The sequence below is a fragment of the Streptomyces lydicus genome (assembly GCF_001729485.1).
GTDB lineage: Bacteria > Actinomycetota > Actinomycetes > Streptomycetales > Streptomycetaceae > Streptomyces > Streptomyces lydicus_D.
The window spans coordinates 3,518,444-3,536,961 of the sequence record NZ_CP017157.1 but is presented as its reverse complement, the minus strand read 5'-3'; the positions used below and the strand labels follow the sequence as shown (position 1 = coordinate 3,536,961).

Here is an 18,518-nt window from a genome sequence, read left to right as displayed (position 1 = left end):
CACCGCGCAGCGTCGCTCGTACGTGGTGGGCCGAGTATGCACAAGGTGCCGTTGAGCAATCCGGAGCGCCGTCGGGAGGTCTTCGACGTCGCACTGGAGCTGCTCGCCGAGGTGGGGTACGAGCGGTTCAGCATGGATCTGGTCGCGCGGCGGGCCAGGGCCAGCAAGGCGACGCTGTACCAGCGGTGGCCGTCGAAGGCGGAGCTGGTGGTGGCCGCGCTGGCGGAGCACCAGCCGGTGGTCTCCGGGCCGGACACCGGTTCCCTGCCGGGCGATCTGCGGGAGTTGCTGCTGGCGTGGCTGGCGGGATGGGACGCGCGGGACCGCGGGCTGATGCTGGCACTGCTGGAGGGCAGCAGGCGGGACGAGGAGCTGGCGCGGCTGCGCGAGGAGCGGCTGGGCGGCCCGATCCGGCAGGCGGCCGGGGCGGCCCTGGTCCGGGCCCGTCGGCGCGGGGAGATCACCGGGCGGATCGATGCGGAACTGCTGCTGGAGCTGCCGTTCGCGCTGGTGCTGTTGCGCGTGCTGGTGCGGGACGAACGGCCGGGGCGCGAGCTGGTCGACCGGATCGTGGACGGGATCCTCGCCCCGCTGCTCGACACCGAGAGTCGGCCCGAATAGAACGCATTCGTACTATTCTGAGGTCGGAGGCTCGATTCCCCTTGAGGGGAGCGTTCCCATGCGACACGACACCCGGCTCGCGCCGGCTCCCCTGCCGACCCGCCGCAGTTGCCCCTTCGACCCGCCGGCCGACTACCGGCGACTGCGGGAGCAGGACCCGGTCAGCAGGCTGGCCTTCCCCGACGGCAAGGCCGGCTGGCTGCTCACCCGGCACGGTGACGTCCGCGCGTTCCTGGCGGACGACCGGTTCAGCTCGGACCGCGCCCGGGCGTCGCTGCCCGTACGCGGGGTGGCGATCCGGCCCGTCGAGCCCGAGGAACGCGCCGGAATGCTGATCACCATGGACCCGCCGGAACACACCCGCTACCGGCGGATGCTCACCCGGTACTTCACGGTGCGGCGGATGCGGGCCCTGGCACCGCGGATCGAGCAGATCGTCAGTGACCACCTCGACGCCATGGAGCGCGACGGACCCCCCGCCGACCTGGTCCCCGCCTTCGCCCTGCCGATCCCCTCACTGGTGATCTGCGAACTGCTCGGGGTCCCGTACGCGGACCGCGCCGCCTTCCAGGGGTGGACGTCGACGCTGCTCAGGCTGGACGTGGCCGAGGCGGACGCGCGGGCGGCACGGCTGGCGCTGCTCGACTACATGCACGCGCTGGTGGTCGCCAAGCGGGCCCGCCCCGATGACGCCCTGCTCAGCGAGCTGATCACCAGGGAGGACGCCGAGGACGCACTGACCGACGAGGAACTGGCGGGCATCGGGCGGCTGTTGCTGGTGGCCGGGCACGAGACCACCGCGAACATGCTGGCGCTCGGTACGTACACCCTGCTGTCCCACCCCGGTGCGCGCGACGCGCTGCGCGCGCATCCCGAGGGCGTCCCGTGCGCCGTCGAGGAGCTGCTGCGCTATCTGACCATCGTGCAGTTCGGCATCGTCCGGGTCGCCAAGGAGGACGTGGAGATCGGCGGGCAGCAGATCCGCGCGGGCGAGACGGTGGTCGCGTCGCTGGCCGCCGCCAACCGGGACCCCGGGCAGTTCGACCGGCCCGACGCACTCGACCTCGCCCGCGAACCCTCGCAGCACGTCGCGTTCGGGCACGGCGTGCACCAGTGCCTGGGCCAGCAGCTGGCGCGGGTGGAGATGGAAGTGGCCTTCCCGGCGCTCTTCCGGCGGTTCCCGACGCTGCGCCTTGCCGTGCCGCCGGCGCACATCCCGCTGCGCGACGACATGTTGATCTACGGCGTCCATGCGCTGCCGCTCACCTGGGGGTGACCCCGCCGTGCAGATCCGGATCGACCGTACCCGTTGCCGCGGTGCCGGGCAGTGCGTCCTCAGCGCGCCCGGGCTCTTCGATCAGTCGGAGGAGGACGGCCTGGTCGTCGTTCTGGAGGCCACGCCGCCCCCGGAGCTGCGCGACGCGGCCCGCCGCGCGGCGGCCCTGTGCCCCAACGCGGTCATCCGCGTCGTCGAGAGCGAGGGAGCGGCGGACGGGGGCGCGGGCGGGGACGAGGAAGGCGGCGGGGCGGACGGCGGCCCGGACGCCGAGCACTGACGGGGGCGGGGGGCGGGGGCAGGGGCACGGTCCGCCCGGTCGCCGTCACGCGGGGCCGAGCAGGAAGGTGCCCGCCCCGGCTTCGACGCAGGGCTCGAAGCCGGTGGTGATCCGGTCGAGTCGCGTGCGCAGCCAGCGCGAATCCTGGGACGAGAGGTGCCGTAGCCGCATCCGCCATGCCTGGAGGGCGGTGATCCGCAGACCGTGGAGCCGGCCGGTGCCGGGGTCCAAGGAGACGAGGTACATCAGCCGCAGGTCGTCCCGGTACTGCTCGTAGCCGGTGATCCCCTCGTAGTCGTCGATGAAGTCGCCGCACCCGTGGATGAGCAGCTTTCCCCGGTACACCTCCAGGCCGCGGGGGTGATGCGCGGAGTGCCCGTGGAAGAGGTCCACCCCGCCGTCCAGGAGCAGATGCGCGAACGCGGTGTCGGCGCGCGGGATGCCGTAGCCCCAGTTGGGGCCCCAGTGGACCGAGGCCACCACGAGGTCCCCGGGGCGCTTCGCCTGCTGCACGCGGGCGGTGAGCGCGGCCGCGGCGGCCTGGGTGGGGCCGGCCACCAGGGCGACGCCGCTGTCGTCGTCGGTCGCGGCCCAGGACCGCGGGATACCGCTGGACGGCATCCCGAAGGAGAAGACCAGCAGGCGCCGGCCGTCGTCGAGCGGGACGACGGCCGGGCGCGCCGCCTGCTCGGCGTCCGCTCCCGCCCCGGCACTCCGCAGCCCGGCCCCGGCCAGCGTGCCGAGCGTCTCGTCCAGTCCACTGCGGCCGAAGTCCAGGACGTGGTTGTTGGCCAGCACGCAGACGTCGGGGCGGACGACGGTCAAGGAGGGGATGTTCGCCGGGTTCATCCGGTAGTGGACCTCTTTGCCTGCCGCGAAGTCGTCGGCGCGGGTGACGCTGGTCTCCAGGTTGATCACCCGCGCGGCGGGGGCGGCGGCGTCGAGCACCGGGAGGGCCTCGCCCCAGGGATAGGCGAAGTCGACCGGTTTCCCGAAGGGGCCGTTCGCCGCCTCGGCCAGTTCGACGTAGGCGCCGGCGTCGTGGACGTAGCTCTCGCGCAGGGCGGGGTCGCCCGGATGCGGCAGGACCTGGTCGACGCCGCGGCCGAGCATGACATCGCCGCAGACGAACACCGTGACCAGGTCGCCGCCCACCCCTCCAGGCTAGGCCGTGCGGACGGGCGCCCGACGGTGTGCCGCGGTGGTCAACCGGCGTCCCGCGGAGGGACACGTTCCGGGCATTCCCCTCCCCACGACAGTCACGGATAGTAGTCATTGATCACGCAGCGCCACGTGCGGGCTCCGCGCACACCGCTGTCGCACCGTCCAGGGAGACCGGATGACCACGTTTCAGACCAAGGCCGGAACCGAATGCGGGACCGAAGTGGGCCCGGGGGACGCCCGTTACGAGGCCCTCAGAAGAGGTTTCAACCAGCGCTTCATCGCGACACCCGACTATGTGGCAGTCGTCAGCTCGACCGATGAGGTCGTCGCCGCGCTCAACAAGTACCTGGCGAGCCACGGCCCCGACGAGAGTCTCGACCGCCGCCTCACGGTCCGTTCGGGCGGCCACTGCTACGAGAACTTCGTCTGCGGCGAGGACGTCGGCGTGATCCTGGACCTCGGCCAGATGGACCGGGCGTATCTGGACCAGGAGCGGGGGGCGTACTGCGTGGAGGCCGGAGCCAACAACTGGCACGTCGCCACCCACCTCTACGCGCCGTTCGGTGTCGCCCTCCCCGGCGGGTCGTGCTACTCCGTCGGCGCGGGCGGGCATGTCGTGGGCGGCGGGTACGGCCTGCTATCCCGGCAGCACGGCCTGACGGTGGATTACCTCTACGCGGTGGAGGTCGTGGTCGTCCGGGACGGGCAGCATGCGGAGGTGGTGGTCGCGCGCCGCGACTCCCCCGAGCAGGAGCTGCGGGACCTGTGGTGGGCACACACCGGCGGGGGCGGCGGGAATTTCGGGGTGGTGACCCGGTACTGGTTCAAGGGACTGCCCAAGCCTCCGAGCGAGGTGCTGCTCAGCGCCGTCGCCTGGCCGTGGGAGGAGCTGAAGGACGAGCCGGAGCGCTTCAAGTCCCTGGTGCGCAATTACGGCCTGTTCTTCGAGTACGAGAACACCCAGCGGCTCCCGGAGGCGCTGCGCGGCGACTACACCGACATGTTCACGCTGCTGAAGCTGACCCACTACTCCAACGGCAAGATCGGTCTGATCACCCAGCTCGACGCCACCCGGCCGGACAGCGTCGAGCGGCTGAACGCCTTCCTCGACTGGATCACCCAGGGCCTGGACGTCGAGCCCTCGCCGCTGGACCGGCGGATGGGTGAGCACGCCCCGATGGGCGGGCTGCAGGTACCGACCCGGATGCCCTGGCTCACCGCCACCCAGACCCTGAACGGCTCGGGCGACAACCAGTGTGGCAAGTACAAGTCGGCGTACATGACGCGCGGTTTCACCGAGCCGCAGCTCACCGCGATCTTCGAGGCGCTGACGCGGGAGGACTACCAGAACCCGCAGGCGCTGCTCCAGGTCGACTCCTACGGTGGCGCGATCAACCTCCCGGACCGCCACGAAACCGCCGTGTACCAGCGCAGTTCGGTGCTGAAGCTCCAGTACCAGACGTACTGGAGGAACGTCGACGCCAACCGGGACGGTGTCGCCGACCACCACGACGCCGACGCCGACCCCTCGATCGCGGCGCCGAATCTGCGCTGGATCCGCGAGTTCTACCGCGATGTCTACAAGGAGACGGGCGGGGTGCCGGTGCTGCAGCCGGACGGCGCGGCCCGCGGCGACGCGCCGCTGCCGGTGACGGACGGCTGCTACATCAACTACCCCGACACCGACCTCGACGACCCGGAGTGGAACACCTCCGGCCAGCCCTCGCACCGCCTCTACTACGGCGACAACTACCGCCGGCTGCAGGGGGTCAAGGAGTACTGGGACCCGCGCAATGTCTTCCGCAACGCCCAGTCCGTCCGGCCGTCCACCCGCTGACGGGGTGAGCCGGGAGCGCCGCGCGCGGGTGCGTTCAGCCGACGTGCACCCGCGGGCGCCGTTCCCGGTCCGGCTCCGCCTCGCGCAGCACCTCACGGGTGACCGGGGCGACCTCGCCCTGGCCGAAGAGGAAGAAGCGCAGGAACTGGGCGAACGGGTTGCCCTCGGTCCACTCGAAGTAGATGTGCGGCCGCGCTCCGGTGGCATCGCGTACGTGCAGCAGCAGTGCGGCCAGCGCGTTGGAGACGGCGGCGCTCTCCAGGGCGAGCACCCGGAAGCGGCCGTGCAGCACCTCACCGCGGACCCGCAGCTCGCTCTCGAACTCCGACGGGTCCTTGATGGTGACCTCGACGAAGATGAAGTCGTCGTCGACGGGGAGGTCGTTGTCGGTGCGGATCTGCTGCAGCTTGTCGCGGTACTCGGCGACGTCGCGCTGGTCGGGTTCGTTGGCGATGAAGCGGATCTTGCGGTGGGCGATGTCGCGGATGAACCGCTCGGCCATGCCGTCGAGCACGACACTGGTCACCCGCAGTTCGAAGGCGCGGGCGAGGCGGGAGACGAACGACAGGAGGATGATGCCGGCGATGAAGCAGGCACCGATCTTCACCCCGTCCGGGCGCTCGATGACGTTCGCCACGGTCGTGTAGAGGAACACCACGGCGATCAGCGCGAAGCCGATCGTCCAGCCGTGCTCCCCCGCGCGCCGGGCGGCGATGGTCACGGCGATGGCCGCGGAGCTGATCAGGACGAGGACACCGGTGGCGTAGGCGCCGCCCTGGGCGTCCACATTGGCGTCGAAGATCCAGGTCACCAGGAAGGCGATCAGGGTGAAGACCAGCACCATCGGGCGCACCGCCCGCGCCCAGTGCGGTGCCATGCCGTAGCGCGGCAGGTACTGCGGCATCAGATTGAGCAGACCGGCCATCGCGGAGGCGCCGGCGAACCAGAGGATGGCGATGGTGGAGATGTCGTAGACGGTGCCGAAGGCGGAGCCCAGGTACTCGTGGGCCAGGTAGGCGAGCGCCCGCCCGTTGGCCGAGCCGCCCGGCTTGAACGCCTCCGCGGGGATGAGCAGGGTCGTGATGAAGCTGGTGATGATGAGGAAGACGCTCATGATCGCCGCGGCGGTGGTGAGCAGCTTCCGCGCGCCGCGGATGCGTCCCACCGGGCGCTCCTCGGTGTCTCCCGGGTCGCCCTCGATGTGCGGCATCACCGCCACGCCCGTCTCGAAGCCGGACAGGCCCAGCGCCAGCTTCGGGAAGACCAGCAGTGCCACGCCGACCATCGCCAGGACGCTGCCGTGCTCGGTGGTCAGCGCCCGGGTCCAGTCGGTCACGACGTGCGAGGCGGTCATCACGTGCCACAGTCCGGTGACGACCACGACCGCGTTGAGGCCCAGATAGAGGCCGACGAGCACGAGTGCCACCCCGATCGCCTCCAGGAACCCCTTGAGGAAGACCGCGCCCAGCAGGGCGACCAGGAAGATCGTGATGATCATTTGCTTGTTGTGGAGGGCGCTGGTGAGGTGCGGGTTCTCCACGAGGTGAGTGGCCGCGTCGGCCGCCGAGAGGGTGATGGTGATCAGGAAGTCGGTGGCGGCGAAGCCCAGCAGCGTCAGCACGAACAGCTTGCCCTTCCAGAAGGACAGCAGCCGCTCCAGCATCGCGATCGAGCCCTGGCCGTGCGGACTCTCCTTGGCGACCCGCCGGTAGACCGGCAGCGCACCGGCCAGCGTCACGATGACCAGGACGACGGTGGCGACCGGCGACAACAGTCCCGCGGCCAGGGCCGCGATGCCCGGCTGGTAGCCGAGGGTGGAGAAGTAGTCCACACCCGTCAGGCACATCACCCGCCACCACCGCTGCCCCTCGTGGGCGCTGCGCGGCCCGGCGTGCGGACCGGGGTGGTGCGCGGCCATGTCGGCCAGCCCCTCCAGCATCCACGCACGGAAGCGGTGGCGCAGGGCGGCGTGAGAGGAAGAGCCCGCAGGGGCGGAGGTGGCCATCGTGCGCTCCAGTCGTGCCGCGGAAGCATCAGCCATCGACGAGACGGCCGGGTCAGCGTACGAAATCCGGGCCCCGGTCCCGTGGCCATCTTCGGCGGGGCGCGTTCGTGTCCCCGATATGCGGCGCAGCCGGCCGAGCGCCCGCCCGCTCCGCTCTCTCGCGTCCGCGGCGCGGTGTGTCAGAGTGAAGTAAGGAGTCGACGAAGCGGTCGGCGCTTGCTGCCAGAGAGGCGGCCCGACATGACCATACGTTCGGATCTGCTCGGCTCGGTCACCGAGAGTTCCCGCAGTGCGCTGCTGCGGAGCGAGGAGTACGAGGACCTGTTCGACCAGGCCCCGGTGATCTTCGCTGCGCTGAGCGGCCCGCAGCATCTGCTGGAGGCGGCGAATCCGGCGTTCTTCGAGGTGTTCGGCGGCGAGCGGAGGGCCACCGGCGCGCCGGTCGGTGAGCTGTTCCCCGAGCTGGGGAGGCAGGGCGTACTCGACCGGCTCGACGCCGTGTACCGCACCGGTACCGCGTACCGCGCCCGCGGCGGGCGGCTGGTCGTCGGGACGCCGGGGGCGGAGCGGGAGGGGTTCTTCGACTTCACCTACGAGCCCCGGCGGGACGGGAGCGGGCGCATCGACGGGGTGATCGTGATCGCGGTGGAGACCACCGCGCACCACCACGCCCAGCTCCTCGCCGCCGAACAGCGCGTCCTGCTGGAGCAGATCGCGCGCGATGCGCCGCTGGGCGAGACCCTCACCGGCATGGCCCGGGCGATCGAGGAACTCGCTCCCGGCCTGCTCGTCTCCGTCCTGCTCCTCGACGCCGACGGCGAGCGCCTGCGGCACGGCGCCGGGCCCAGTCTGCCCGCCTTCTACAACGAACTGATCGACGGCATCCCCATCGGCCCCCGGGTCGGCTCCTGCGGCACCGCCGCCTATCTGCGCGCCCCGGTGGTGGTCAGCGACATCGCGGCCGATCCGCGCTGGGAGGACTACCGGGAGCTGGCGGCGCGGGCGGGCCTGGCGGCGTGCTGGTCCACTCCGATCATGAGCGGTGACGATCAGCTGCTGGGCACCTTCGCGATGTACCACCGCACCCCCAAGGAACCCGAGGACAAGGACGTGGCCCTCAGCGCCGCGTTCGCCCGGATCACCGCGCTGGCCATCGAACGCCACCACGCCCTGGAGGCCGGCCGCGCCGCCCAGCAGCGGGAGAAGGCGGCCCGGGAGGACCTGGCCTTCGTGCTGGAGGCCAGCACCGCGATCACCCGCGAGCCGCACTACTTCGACTGTCTGCAGTGCATGGCCCGGCTGACCGTCCCCGCGCTGGCGCCGCTGTGCACCGTCCATGTGGTGGAGGACGGGCGTACCCGGCTGATCGCGGCGGCCGCCCCCGATCCGGCCACGGAGGGCCTGCTCGCCGCCGCCGGCATCCGCGACGACATCGACCGCGCGGTCGCCCGCGTCCTCACCTGCGGCAGGACGGAGACCGGCGGCACCTCCGGCAGGACGGAGACCGGCGGCGACGGTGCGCCGGCCCCCGCGGCGCGGCCGGACGTCACCGGCTACGCCTGCGTCCCGCTCACCACCCGCGGCCGCACCTTCGGCGTGCTGACCCTCCTGACCACCGACGGCCCGCTGGACGAACACGTCGTCGCGCTCGCCGAGGAACTCGCCCGCCGGGCCGCCTCCAGTGCCGACAACGCCCACCAGTTCACCGACCGGGTCCGGCTCGCCCGCGATCTCCAGGCCGGACTGCTGCCGCCCGAGCTGCCCGCCGTACCGGGCGCCGAGCTGGCGGCGTCGTACCACCCCGCCGGTGAAGGGCTCGACGTGGGCGGCGACTTCTACGACGTCTTCCCGCTGCCCGACAACCGCTGGGCGCTGATGGTCGGCGATGTCTGCGGGCGCGGCGCGGCGGCCGCCACCACCACCGCCATGGTCCGCCACACCGCGCGCGCCGCGGCGCGGCTGCTCAACGACCCGTCGGACGTGGTCGCGGCCATCAACGAGGCACTGACCGAGGGCACGACCGAGGACACCTTCGTCTCACTGGTCTACGGCGAACTGCGGCACGCCGTCTCCCGTCTGTCGCTGGACCTGATACGCGCCGGTCATGTGCCCCCGCTGGTACGCCGCGCCGACGGCACCGTCGAGGAACTCGCCCACCCGGGGCTGCTGCTGGGCATCGACCGGGACGTCGCCGGGGCACCGTGCCACATCGAGCTGTCTCCGGGGGACAGCCTCGTGCTGGTCACCGACGGCATCACCGAAGCCCGCTCCCCCGAGGGCACGTTCTTCGACGAGCACCGCCTGGCCGACGCCCTGAGGTCGCTGCCGGGCGCCGCGCCGACGGCCGCCTCGGTGGTCGCGGCGGTCACCGCCGCGGTGACCGCCTTCGCGGGCGACTCGACACCCGACGACCAGGCCGCGCTGGTCCTGACGGCCACCTCCTGACGGCCACCTGACGGGTACGACCCGCGCCGTGCCCGGCCGCGGCTACGGCCTTCCGGGAGGCACCCGGGTGGGCAGCGTCGGCAGCACCTTGCCGCGTGCGCCCAGGTGCGGCGCGCCGTTGCCGGCCCGCGCGGCCTTGAGGAAGTCCGGGAGCTGGTACGGCTCGGCGGCGTCGAGGTCGACCTGGTAGCCGAGGTCCCCCAAGCTCGCCACGGTCATCCGGCTCATCGGATTTCCGGCCTCGGCGATCGTCGGGGACATCAGTTCCGCGCCGAACACCGCCTCGCGCCAATGGCTCCCGGCGCTGCCCTCGCCACCGACATTCGCGACCGGTACCGCCTCGGCGTTCCCGGAGCCGACCAGGGTGCCGAATTCCGTCATGGCACCGGGGCCGACAAAGGTCGGATTGGTACCGGGGAAATCCTTCAGCAGCCCGAATTCGGGCCACACACTGCCGATTCCCAGCACGTGCCCCATCTCGTGCGTGATGACGTCGTTGAGGGTGCCGTCCTCCTCCATGCGGGCCAGGTCCGCGGTGTCGAACCGCATGATGCCCTTGGCCGGCAGCCCGGCGCCGGTGGCGGCCGATTCGCCCCGGATATCGGTGGGCCCGGCCATTCCCAGGATGCCGAACGCGTCGTCGATCGGGACGCCTTCCGCCTCGATCAACAGGTCGTCGATGACGTCGTTTCCGACCACCGCGGTTTCCAGGTCACCGACGATGACGCCGGTCCAGCGTTCCGCGGCCATGGCGAACGCGCCCTGCTGGTTCTGCGTGAGCCCACCGAGGAAGCGGACCTCAATGGTGAACGGTGAGGTCGTCGCGGCGAGCTTCGCCGCGCGCTGCGCGTCCGCGACCGCCCGGTAGGTCTTGAATTCAACCGTAACTTGCTTTCCCATGGCTACCGCTCCCCTCTCAAGCGAGCCATGCGTTTCTCATAGTCCGTCTCTCCTGTCAACGCTACCCATGAAGGCCGTTGTAGACAGGGCAACCAACTGGCGCACCAGGGGCTGCCCAGCGGCGCGCGGAGCCCCTATTTTGGGCTCATGGAGCCGATGCCGCAGACGCCCTCGGAGGACCCCGGTCACCCCGGCCCGCTGCGCCGGCTCTCGCTCGCCGAGCTGCGCCGGCGGACGAGCATGAAGTGGCGGACCTATCCGCCGGACGTGCTGCCGCTGTGGGTGGCCGAGATGGACGTGCCGCTCGCCGCACCCGTCGTCCGGGCGATCACCGAGGCCGTCGCGTGCGGCGACACCGGCTACCCGGCGGGCACGGAGTACGCCTCGGCACTGTCCGGTTTCGCCCGCGAGCGGTGGGGCTGGGACGGGATCGCCGTGGAGCGGACGACGATCGTGCCCGACGTGATGCTGGGCGTCGTCGAGGTCCTGAAGCTGGTCACCCGCGCGGGAGACCCGGTCGTCGTCAACTGTCCGGTGTACCCGCCGTTCTACCCGTTCGTGTCCCACATGGACCGGCGCGTGGTGGAGGCGCCCCTGGGGCCGGATCTGCGGATCGACCCGGTCGCGCTGGAGGCCGCGTTCCGGCGGGCCGCCGCGGGCGGCGGACGCCCCGCGTTCCTGCTGTGCAGCCCGCACAACCCGACCGGGACCGTGCACAGCGCCGAGGAGCTGGCCGGTGTCGCGGCGCTCGCCGCCCGCTACGGGGTACGGGTCGTCGCCGACGAGATCCACGCCCCTCTGGTGACCCGGGACACCGCCTTCGTGCCCTATCTGAGCGTGCCCGGGGCGGCGGACGGCCTGTCGCTGATGTCGGCGTCCAAGGCGTGGAACCTGGCGGGTATCAAGGCCGCGCTCGCCGTCGCGGGTCCCGCGGCCGCCGAGGATCTGGCGCGGATGCCGGAAGAGGTCGGCCACGGCCCCAGCCACGTCGGTGTCCTCGCGCACACCGCCGCGCTGCGGGAGGGCGGTGGCTGGCTCGACGCGCTGCTCGCCGACGTCGACGACAACCGCAGGCTGCTCGCCGCTCTGCTGGCCGAGCAGTTGCCCGCGGTCCGTTACCGTCCGGCCGCCGGGACCTTCCTCGCCTGGCTCGACTGCCGTCCGCTCGGCCTCGGCGACAACCCCGCGGAGGTCTTCCTCGCCCGCGGCCGGGTGGCGCTCAGCCCGGGCCCGGACTTCGGCACCGGCGGCGCCGGCCACGTACGCCTGAATCTGGCGACGTCACCGGAGGTGCTCACCGAGGCGGTCCGCAGGATGGCCGCCGCGGTGGCCTGAACCGGTAGCTGATGCCGGCTCACCTCCGGGGGTGCCCGGGCCCGCGGGGAAGTCGCCCGGCACCCGCCGTCGTTGGCCGCGTACCAGCATTTTGGAGCGCGGCCGATTTCTCCATACGATCCAGCGATGATCACAAGAAAACGGCTGGCGGCCGGGGTGTGCGGGCTGCTCGCCGCCATGGCCGTCGCCCTTCTTCCCACCCCCGCGACGGCCGGTGAGCCGGACGCGAAACCGTCCCCCAAGGTCGAGCTGACGCTCGATGTCAGCGGCTCGATGCGGGCCCGCGACATCGACGGCCAGAGCCGGATGGCCGCCGCCAAGCAGGCGTTCAACGAGGTGCTCGACGCGGTACCGCAGGACGTCCAGCTCGGCATACGCACCCTCGGCGCCAACTACCGCGGTGAGGACCGGAAGGTCGGCTGCAAGGACACCCGGCAGCTCTACCCGGTCGGCCCGCTCGACCGGACCGAGGCGAAGACCGCGGTGGCGACGCTCACCCCCACCGGCTGGACGCCGATCGGCCCCGCCCTGCTGGGCGCCGCCCAGGACCTCAAGGGCGGTGACGGGACCCGCAGGATCGTGCTCATCACGGACGGCGAGGACACCTGCGCGCCGCTCGACCCGTGCCAGGTGGCCCGCGACATCGCCGCGCAGGGCATCCACCTCACCGTCGACACCCTCGGCTTGCTGCCGGACGCCAAGACCCGCAAGCAGCTGAGCTGCATCGCGGAGGCCACCGGCGGGACCTACACCTCCGTGCAGCACACCAAGCAACTGCGGGACCGGGTGCACCAGTTGGTGGAACGGGCCGCCGATCCGGTCGTCACGCCGGTGCCGGCCGAGGGCGGCCGGCAGTGCGCCGACGCCCCCCGGCTCAAGCCCGGTCTCTACACCGACCGTGAGAAGTTCGCCGAGCACCGCTGGTACCGGGTCGACGTCCGGCCGGGCCAGGAGCTGCGCGCGGCGGTGAGCATCGGCGCCGACCGCGCCGTCAACAACGACTACGGGGTGCTGCTGCGGGCCTCGACCGTGCACGGCAGGGAGATCGTGCGCGGCGCGGAGGCCGGCGACGGACGGACCGATGTGATCTCGTCCGGGCTGCGCTACCCCAAGGCACCGATGGACGCGCCGGACGGTGCGACGGAGGCGCCGGCGGAAACCGTCTGCCTCCAGGTCAGCAACTCCTTCTCGGCGCCCGCCTCGGTCCGGACCGACCCCGGCATGCCCGTCGAGCTGTCCATCGACCTGGTGGACGGCCCCAGTGACGCGTCCGACGCGGCTTCCTTCGGTCTCGGCCACGGATGGTGGCTGCTGGGCGCCCTGACGCTGGCCGGTCTGGTGGCCGGTCTGCTGTGGGGCTGGATCTCCCGTTGGCGCGTCACCGTCTGGAGGACCAACTGATGCGCACCGTACGCATACTGACCACCGCCGTACTGGCGGGCGCCGGCCTCCTCGGCCTGGCGGGCGGCGCGCAGGCCGACAGCGCCACGCCGAGCCCGTCCGCGAGTGGCAGTGCGGAAGCGGCCGGCCCCACCGAGGCCGGCACCTCCTTCCGGACGGCGACCGCCGTCAAGCCGGACCAGCCCGCCACGGCCGACGCCTCGACCGGTGACTACCTCTACTGGGTGCTGCCCGTGGACGTGGCCCAGCGCGCCACCGTCAACGCCAAGGTGACCCTCCCGCCGGCGGCTTCCCGGCACGGGGCGGCCACCTGGCGGCTCGACGTGTACGACGGGCTGCGCCGCCACCAGGCGTGCCGCTACGGCGCGCAGTCCCGCACGGCGGCCGCGGACGCCGGCGCGGTCGAGCTGTCCTGCACGCTGCGCACGGTCCGCTCGTGGGCGGAGCCGTGGGCCAACGACCCGCTGCCCGGCAGCTATTACGTCCGGCTGACGGTCGTCGATCTGCCGCAGGAGGACCTGGGGCAGCCGGTGCACGCCGAGGTCGAGGCGTCGGTGGCCGATCAGGGCGGCGCGCAGGCGGTGGACGGCGCGCTGGCCGCTCCCCTGGTGCCCGGCGCCGGCTCCGCCACGGCGAAGGCGGACGGCGCCGGTTCCTCCCCGCGGCCGGCGGCCGCGGCCGAGCCGGACGGGGGCTGGTCCTCCGGCCGGTGGAACGACCGCTGGCTGTGGACGGCGGCGGGCGGTGCCCTCGCGGCCCTCGCCGGTATCGCGGGCTACCGCGCCACCCGCGGCTCGGGCCGCCCGGCACGGATTCCGCCGGGCGCCTGACCCGCCCGGGGCGGACCCGCCGGAGTCGGGACCGCCTCGGCCGGTGCTCCTCAGCCCGTCGCGCGGCCGGTGCCTCCAACGAGGCGCCGGCCGCGTCGCGTTGCTCCCCGGGCGCCGCGCGGGTCAGCAGTCACAGCCGCAGCAGTCGCAGGAGTCACAACAGTTACAAGAGTCGCAGCAGTTGCAGGAGTCGCAGCTGCAGTCACAGTCCTGGCAGCACCCCTCGCGCTTCTTGCGTGACCACGGCCCCTCGTACTCCTCCGCACAGCACAGCTTGCAGGTGCAGCACAGGCCGATGGCGACCGCACAGCCGGCGAGGAAGCCGCGGGGCTTCTTCGGCGGGTGCGGGAAGCGCGGCATGCCGCCGTGGCCGCCGTCCCCGCCCCCGTGACCGCCCCCGAAGCCACCACCGTGGCCACCGGGCCCGGAGGGCGGCACCGGACCGCCGGCGTACGGATTCTGCGCGGCGTTCAGGTGGCCGCCGTACGGGCCGGCGGCCGGCGCCCGGCCGTGCTGAGCGGGTCCGCCGGGCCCGTTGCGGTACGGGTTCCGGTCGTGCCCCTGGTGCGCGCAGGTCGTGGTGCCGAAGGCGCGGTCCACCGAGCGCCGCAGCTCGTGCACCAGCAGTACGTGCACCAGCGTGGCGTCCGCGAACTCCACGTCGCGGAGGGCGAGTCGGATGCCGTGCAGCGCGTCGTCGCACAGCCGACGGGCCTGGCCGGTGGTGGCGCCGGTGGCGGTGAGCGGGTTCCAGGCGCCCTCGGCGGCGTCCGCGGCGCGGTCCTCCACGGCGTCCAGCAGATGGGCCAGCCGGCCGAAGAACCGGCCGGCCTCGGCCAGCGGTGCGGCGTTGCCCGGGCGGCCCGCCAGCACCGCGGTGTGCGCAAAGGCGGCCGCGGTCGCCGTTTCGGTGGGTTCGGTGATGACCGTCAACGGCGTGCCGGGGCCGGCCAGTTCCTCGATGCCCAGCTGCCGGTCGACCGCGTCGACGAGTACGGCGGTGTCGAAGCCGAGGGCGGCGCCGGTGCGCGCCCCGGCCCGGTCCCAGCCGGCCGCGACCTTGCGTGCGGCGGCGGCCACCGGCCGGCGGCGCAACAGCCCGTTCCGGTCGGCGACGTGGTCGCGTATCTTCGCCGAGGCGAGCACGAGGGAGACCGACGCGGCCAGCCGCGCGCCCTCGCCCTTGGCGACGGAGGCGGTGCGCATGCCCCGGAGCGGGCAGGGGCCGGCGGTCCGGCGGGCGGCCGCGGTGAGACCTGCCTGCGCGTCGGTCAGGACGGAGACGATCAGCCCGTCGTAGTTGGTCACGACCCGCGCGAACTGGCCGTGGTCGCCGCGCAGGGCGAGACAGAGGCCGCACAGGTGGGCCATCCACTCGGCTTTGAGTCCTTCTGACAGCCGATGGGTACAGGGCCTGACGATTCCGAACATGTGAAACCCCCGTGAGACGTCGGAACGGTGGAGCCGCCCGGCCGGGGCCGGCCCGGCCGGACAACGGCAGCAGATCGTACCGACAAGGCCGCTGACCTGGGTACACGGCCCTCGGACGAATCTTCCTGACGGATAGTCAGGAGGCAGTCGAAGGGCCTCGCTCCGGCGTCCGGCCGTCCGCCGCGGGTGGACAGCGACGGACCGGCCCGCACTCGGTCACGGTCCGCGCATGACGACGGAGAAGGCGAGGACCCCGGTGCCGCGGGTGCAGCTCGTCATGGGCATCCTCCGCAGGGACGACGAGGTCCTGCTCGTACGGGAGGGCCTCGGCGCCGACAGCGCGCTGCTCCGGTCCCTCCCGGGTGGCGGGGTCGAGGACGGCGAGCTCCTGCACGAGGCGCTCCGGCGCGAGAGGCGGGAGGAGACCGGACTGCTGGTGGGTGACCCGGTGCGGACCGCGTTCCTGGTGCACATCGACTCCGAGCGGTACCCGTCGGCGATGGCCGTGGCCTTCGAGATCGACGAGTGGTCGGGGACCGTCGCGCCGCAGGACGGTGACATCGAGCAGGCCGCCTTCTTCCCCTTGCCCGCCGCCGTGCAGCTTCTCGGCGAGCTGGACAGCGCACCGCAGCGCGAGCCCGTCGTCGGCTGTCTGACGGGGCGCGTCGCGCCCGGCGCCACCTGGCTGTACCGCAACCGGGGCCGCGACGAGACGCTCGTCGCGCGGTGGTGACGCCGGACGGCGGCCGGCACCACGCGGAGGTCACCAGCCGCGGCCGGTGAACGGTCCCGGTCCCGGGTGCGGGCGCAGCCGCGCGGCGAGCACCGCGACGTCGTCCTCGGCGTGCGTCCCGTCCAGGCGCAGCAGCACCTCGTCGAGCACGGCCTCCATCCCGGCCCCCGCGGGCAGCCGCAGCCGGGCCAGCCGGGCCATGGAGTCGTCGATGTCCTCCCCGCGGCGCTCGACGAGGCCGTCGGTGAACATCAGCAGGGTCTCGTCGGGACCGAGGGCGCGGGTGATCAGGTCGTAGCCGCCGACGCCGGTGCCCAGGGGCGGGCCGACCGGCACCGGGATGAGCTCCGCGGTGCCGTCGCGGCCGAAGACGGCCGGTGGGAGGTGGCCGGCGCTGGCGAAGCCGGCGAGGCCGCGCGCCGGGTCGACCCGGGCCAGCAGGCAGGTCGCCGGGCGGCGGGCCTCGTCCTCGGACACCGCGGTGTCGAGCTGCCGCAGGACGCGGTGCGGCGGCAGGTCGGTCGAGGCGACGTAGCGGAGGGTGGAGCGGTAGGCGTTCATGTCGACGGCCGCGTCCAGGCCGTGGCCCATGACATCGCCCACGACGAGCAGGGTGCGTCCGTAGTGGAGCCGGACCGTCTCGAACCAGTCGCCGCCGACCAGGGCGCTGGAGCCGGACGGCAGGTAGCGGGTGGCGAGTTCCAGGTTGGGGTGCGGCCGGCCGGGCTCGGCGAGCAGCGCCCGTTGGAGGTCCATGGCGGTGCGCTGCACCGAGGCGTACCGGCGGGCATGGGCGAGGTGGCGGGCGGCCAGCCGCGCCACGTGCCGGACCGTCGCGGTCTCGTCCTCGGCGAAGCGGCCGCCGGCCCGGAGGGCGAGCAGGACGCCGTGGGGGCGGCCGTGCACGGGCAGCGGGACCGCCAGGGCGTCGACGGACATGCCGCCCTTCAGGAAGCCGGTGGCGGTGACCGGACGGTCCTCGTCCAGGGCCCGCAGTGCGGGCGGCCGGCCGTCCGGCTGCCCGGTTACGTCGTCGGGGAACCGGGCCTGGAGCACCTTCACCAGGCCCGCCGACGCCACACGTTGCAACGCCGGGCCCCGGGGCGCCGGCCGCGCCGCGGCGGGCTCCACGGGGAGGAGGTCGACGGCGGCGGCGTCACACACGTGCCGGCACAGGAACCGGGACAGCTCGGCGCAGGTGGTCCGCTCGTCCAGGGTGGTGCCGATCTGCTCGGCGGCCTCCTCCTCCACGCGCAGCCGGGCCCGTACGCGCGCGGCGTCGGTGTCCCGACCCGCATCCGAGCCGTCCCGGTTCGACAAGGCCACCTCCAGGGCACCGCGTCCGCCTCGGGCGGATTCGCTCCTGATGCACCCATACCACCCGCCGGGCCGAATCCCGGCCCGGCGCGGCGGCCCCGGCGGAGGTCAGCTCAGTACGCCCGCGCCCAGCAGGCCGAAGAGCAGCACGCCGACCAGGATCCGGTAGATCACGAAGGAGTTGAAGGAGTGCTTGGCCACGAACTTCAGCAGCCAGGAGATCGAGGCGTAGGCGACGGCGAAGGAGACGACCGTGCCGATGGCCAGCGGGAGGACGGCGGCACCGCTGCCCATCGCGTCCTTCAGCTCGTAGATGCCCGCGCCGGTGAGGGCCGGGATGCCGAGGAAGAAGGACAGCCGGGTGGCGGCGACGCGCTCCAGGTCGAGGATGAGGCCGGTGGACATGGTGGCGCCGGAGCGGGAGAAGCCGGGGAAGAGCAGGGCGAGGATCTGCGAGCAGCCGACCCACATGGCGTCCTTGAGGGAGGTGTCGTCCTCACCGCGCTTGTGCCGGCCCATCTGGTCCGCCGCCCACATCACACCGCTGCCGACGATCAGCGATCCGGCCACCACCCACAGGGAGGCGAGCGGGCCCTCGATCAGGGGCTTGGCGGCGAGGCCGACCACGACGATCGGGATGGTGGCGTAGATCACCCACCAGGCGAACTTGTAGTCGTGGTGGTAGCGCTCCTCGCGATTGCCCAGGCCGCGGAACCAGGCGCCGACGATGCGCACGATGTCCTTGCCGAAGTAGACGAGCGCCGCGGCGATGGCACCGACCTGGATGACGGCGGAGAAGCCGACGACGGCCTTGTCGTCGACGGGGATTCCCATCAGGCCCTCGGCGATCTTGAGATGGCCGGTGGAGGAGACCGGGAGGAATTCCGTCACCCCCTCGACGGCTCCGAGGACGACGGCTTGGCCGATGCTGATCGCGCTCATG

15 protein-coding genes are annotated in these 18,518 nt (G+C 72.8%); 9 read left to right on the top strand and 6 right to left on the bottom strand.

What is annotated here, in order from left to right:
• The first annotated feature begins 45 nt into the window (after positions 1–45).
• From SL103_RS15285 to SL103_RS15275, 3 genes are read left to right on the top strand one after another with little or no spacing between them, the layout of a single operon-like run.
• Complete coding sequence (locus SL103_RS15285; protein WP_164492807.1) at positions 46–621, top strand: TetR/AcrR family transcriptional regulator; 576 nt, start codon at positions 46–48, stop codon at positions 619–621.
• A gap of 58 nt (positions 622–679) precedes the next feature.
• A complete protein-coding gene (locus SL103_RS15280; RefSeq protein ID WP_069569512.1) occupies positions 680–1,897 on the top strand; it encodes a cytochrome P450 in 1,218 nt (405 codons plus the stop codon).
• A gap of 7 nt (positions 1,898–1,904) precedes the next feature.
• Positions 1,905–2,177: a ferredoxin gene (locus tag SL103_RS15275; RefSeq protein WP_069569510.1), complete on the top strand. Its 273-nt coding sequence runs from the start codon at positions 1,905–1,907 to the stop codon at positions 2,175–2,177.
• Positions 2,178–2,222: 45 nt separating this feature from the next.
• Here SL103_RS15275 and SL103_RS15270 read toward each other — a convergent pair whose 3' ends face one another.
• A complete protein-coding gene (locus SL103_RS15270) occupies positions 2,223–3,332 on the bottom strand; it encodes a CapA family protein (RefSeq protein WP_069569508.1) in 1,110 nt (369 codons plus the stop codon).
• Positions 3,333–3,516: 184 nt separating this feature from the next.
• Between SL103_RS15270 and SL103_RS15265 the strand changes: the two genes are divergently transcribed.
• Positions 3,517–5,178, top strand: coding sequence for an FAD-dependent oxidoreductase (locus SL103_RS15265; protein ID WP_069569506.1), 1,662 nt, complete (start codon positions 3,517–3,519; stop codon positions 5,176–5,178).
• 34 nt (positions 5,179–5,212) lie between these two features.
• On the opposite strand, the gene SL103_RS15260 is transcribed toward SL103_RS15265, so the two are convergent.
• Positions 5,213–7,183, bottom strand: a complete 1,971-nt coding sequence (locus tag SL103_RS15260; RefSeq protein WP_069569504.1) for an amino acid transporter — start codon at positions 7,181–7,183, stop codon at positions 5,213–5,215.
• Positions 7,184–7,423: 240 nt separating this feature from the next.
• Here SL103_RS15260 and SL103_RS15255 point away from each other — a divergent pair, with 240 nt between their 5' ends.
• Positions 7,424–9,628 carry a SpoIIE family protein phosphatase gene (locus SL103_RS15255; protein ID WP_069569502.1) on the top strand — a complete coding sequence of 735 codons (2,205 nt, stop codon included), beginning with the start codon at positions 7,424–7,426 and terminating at the stop codon, positions 9,626–9,628.
• A gap of 42 nt (positions 9,629–9,670) precedes the next feature.
• Here the strand turns inward: SL103_RS15255 and SL103_RS15250 are convergent, their stop codons facing one another.
• Positions 9,671–10,528 (bottom strand): leishmanolysin-related zinc metalloendopeptidase, encoded by an 858-nt coding sequence (locus SL103_RS15250; protein WP_069569500.1) that lies wholly within the window; start codon positions 10,526–10,528, stop codon positions 9,671–9,673.
• A gap of 156 nt (positions 10,529–10,684) precedes the next feature.
• Here SL103_RS15250 and SL103_RS15245 point away from each other — a divergent pair, with 156 nt between their 5' ends.
• From SL103_RS15245 to SL103_RS15235, 3 genes are all read left to right on the top strand, one after another.
• Positions 10,685–11,863, top strand: coding sequence for a MalY/PatB family protein (locus tag SL103_RS15245; RefSeq protein ID WP_069573745.1), 1,179 nt, complete (start codon positions 10,685–10,687; stop codon positions 11,861–11,863).
• Between the two features lie 126 nt (positions 11,864–11,989).
• A complete protein-coding gene (locus tag SL103_RS15240; RefSeq protein WP_069569498.1) occupies positions 11,990–13,264 on the top strand; it encodes a VWA domain-containing protein in 1,275 nt (424 codons plus the stop codon).
• Positions 13,264–14,094, top strand: a complete 831-nt coding sequence (locus tag SL103_RS15235) for a hypothetical protein (RefSeq protein ID WP_069569496.1) — start codon at positions 13,264–13,266, stop codon at positions 14,092–14,094. The genes SL103_RS15240 and SL103_RS15235 overlap by 1 nt, the downstream gene beginning before the upstream one ends.
• Before the next feature lie 123 nt (positions 14,095–14,217).
• On the opposite strand, the gene SL103_RS15230 is transcribed toward SL103_RS15235, so the two are convergent.
• Positions 14,218–15,525 (bottom strand): DUF5685 family protein, encoded by a 1,308-nt coding sequence (locus SL103_RS15230; RefSeq protein WP_069569494.1) that lies wholly within the window; start codon positions 15,523–15,525, stop codon positions 14,218–14,220.
• Between the two features lie 229 nt (positions 15,526–15,754).
• On the opposite strand from SL103_RS15230, the gene SL103_RS15225 reads away from it, so the two are divergent.
• Positions 15,755–16,258, top strand: a complete 504-nt coding sequence (locus SL103_RS15225; RefSeq protein WP_069569492.1) for an NUDIX hydrolase — start codon at positions 15,755–15,757, stop codon at positions 16,256–16,258.
• A 30-nt stretch (positions 16,259–16,288) separates the two neighbouring features.
• Here SL103_RS15225 and SL103_RS15220 read toward each other — a convergent pair whose 3' ends face one another.
• Together SL103_RS15220 and SL103_RS15215 are read right to left on the bottom strand one after the other, a co-directional pair.
• Positions 16,289–17,578, bottom strand: coding sequence for a PP2C family protein-serine/threonine phosphatase (locus tag SL103_RS15220; protein WP_069573744.1), 1,290 nt, complete (start codon positions 17,576–17,578; stop codon positions 16,289–16,291).
• Positions 17,579–17,683: 105 nt separating this feature from the next.
• The gene (locus tag SL103_RS15215; RefSeq protein ID WP_069569490.1) at positions 17,684–18,517 is read right to left on the bottom strand and encodes an undecaprenyl-diphosphate phosphatase; all 834 of its coding nucleotides are present in this window, start codon (positions 18,515–18,517) and stop codon (positions 17,684–17,686) included.
• Position 18,518: the final 1 nt, after the last annotated feature.

Bases quoted from the DNA above. Each gene is read 5' to 3' on its own strand.
- SL103_RS15280 (WP_069569512.1), top strand. From the start codon at position 680: ATGCGACACGACACCCGGCTCGCGCCGGCTCCCCTGCCGACCCGCCGC.
- SL103_RS15265 (WP_069569506.1), top strand. From the start codon at position 3,517: ATGACCACGTTTCAGACCAAGGCCGGAACCGAATGCGGGACCGAAGTG.
- SL103_RS15260 (WP_069569504.1), bottom strand. From the start codon at position 7,183: ATGGCCACCTCCGCCCCTGCGGGCTCTTCCTCTCACGCCGCCCTGCGC.
- SL103_RS15255 (WP_069569502.1), top strand. From the start codon at position 7,424: ATGACCATACGTTCGGATCTGCTCGGCTCGGTCACCGAGAGTTCCCGC.
- SL103_RS15250 (WP_069569500.1), bottom strand. From the start codon at position 10,528: ATGGGAAAGCAAGTTACGGTTGAATTCAAGACCTACCGGGCGGTCGCG.
- SL103_RS15245 (WP_069573745.1), top strand. From the start codon at position 10,685: ATGCCGCAGACGCCCTCGGAGGACCCCGGTCACCCCGGCCCGCTGCGC.
- SL103_RS15240 (WP_069569498.1), top strand. From the start codon at position 11,990: ATGATCACAAGAAAACGGCTGGCGGCCGGGGTGTGCGGGCTGCTCGCC.
- SL103_RS15235 (WP_069569496.1), top strand. From the start codon at position 13,264: ATGCGCACCGTACGCATACTGACCACCGCCGTACTGGCGGGCGCCGGC.
- SL103_RS15230 (WP_069569494.1), bottom strand. From the start codon at position 15,525: ATGTTCGGAATCGTCAGGCCCTGTACCCATCGGCTGTCAGAAGGACTC.
- SL103_RS15225 (WP_069569492.1), top strand. From the start codon at position 15,755: ATGACGACGGAGAAGGCGAGGACCCCGGTGCCGCGGGTGCAGCTCGTC.
- SL103_RS15215 (WP_069569490.1), bottom strand. From the start codon at position 18,517: ATGAGCGCGATCAGCATCGGCCAAGCCGTCGTCCTCGGAGCCGTCGAG.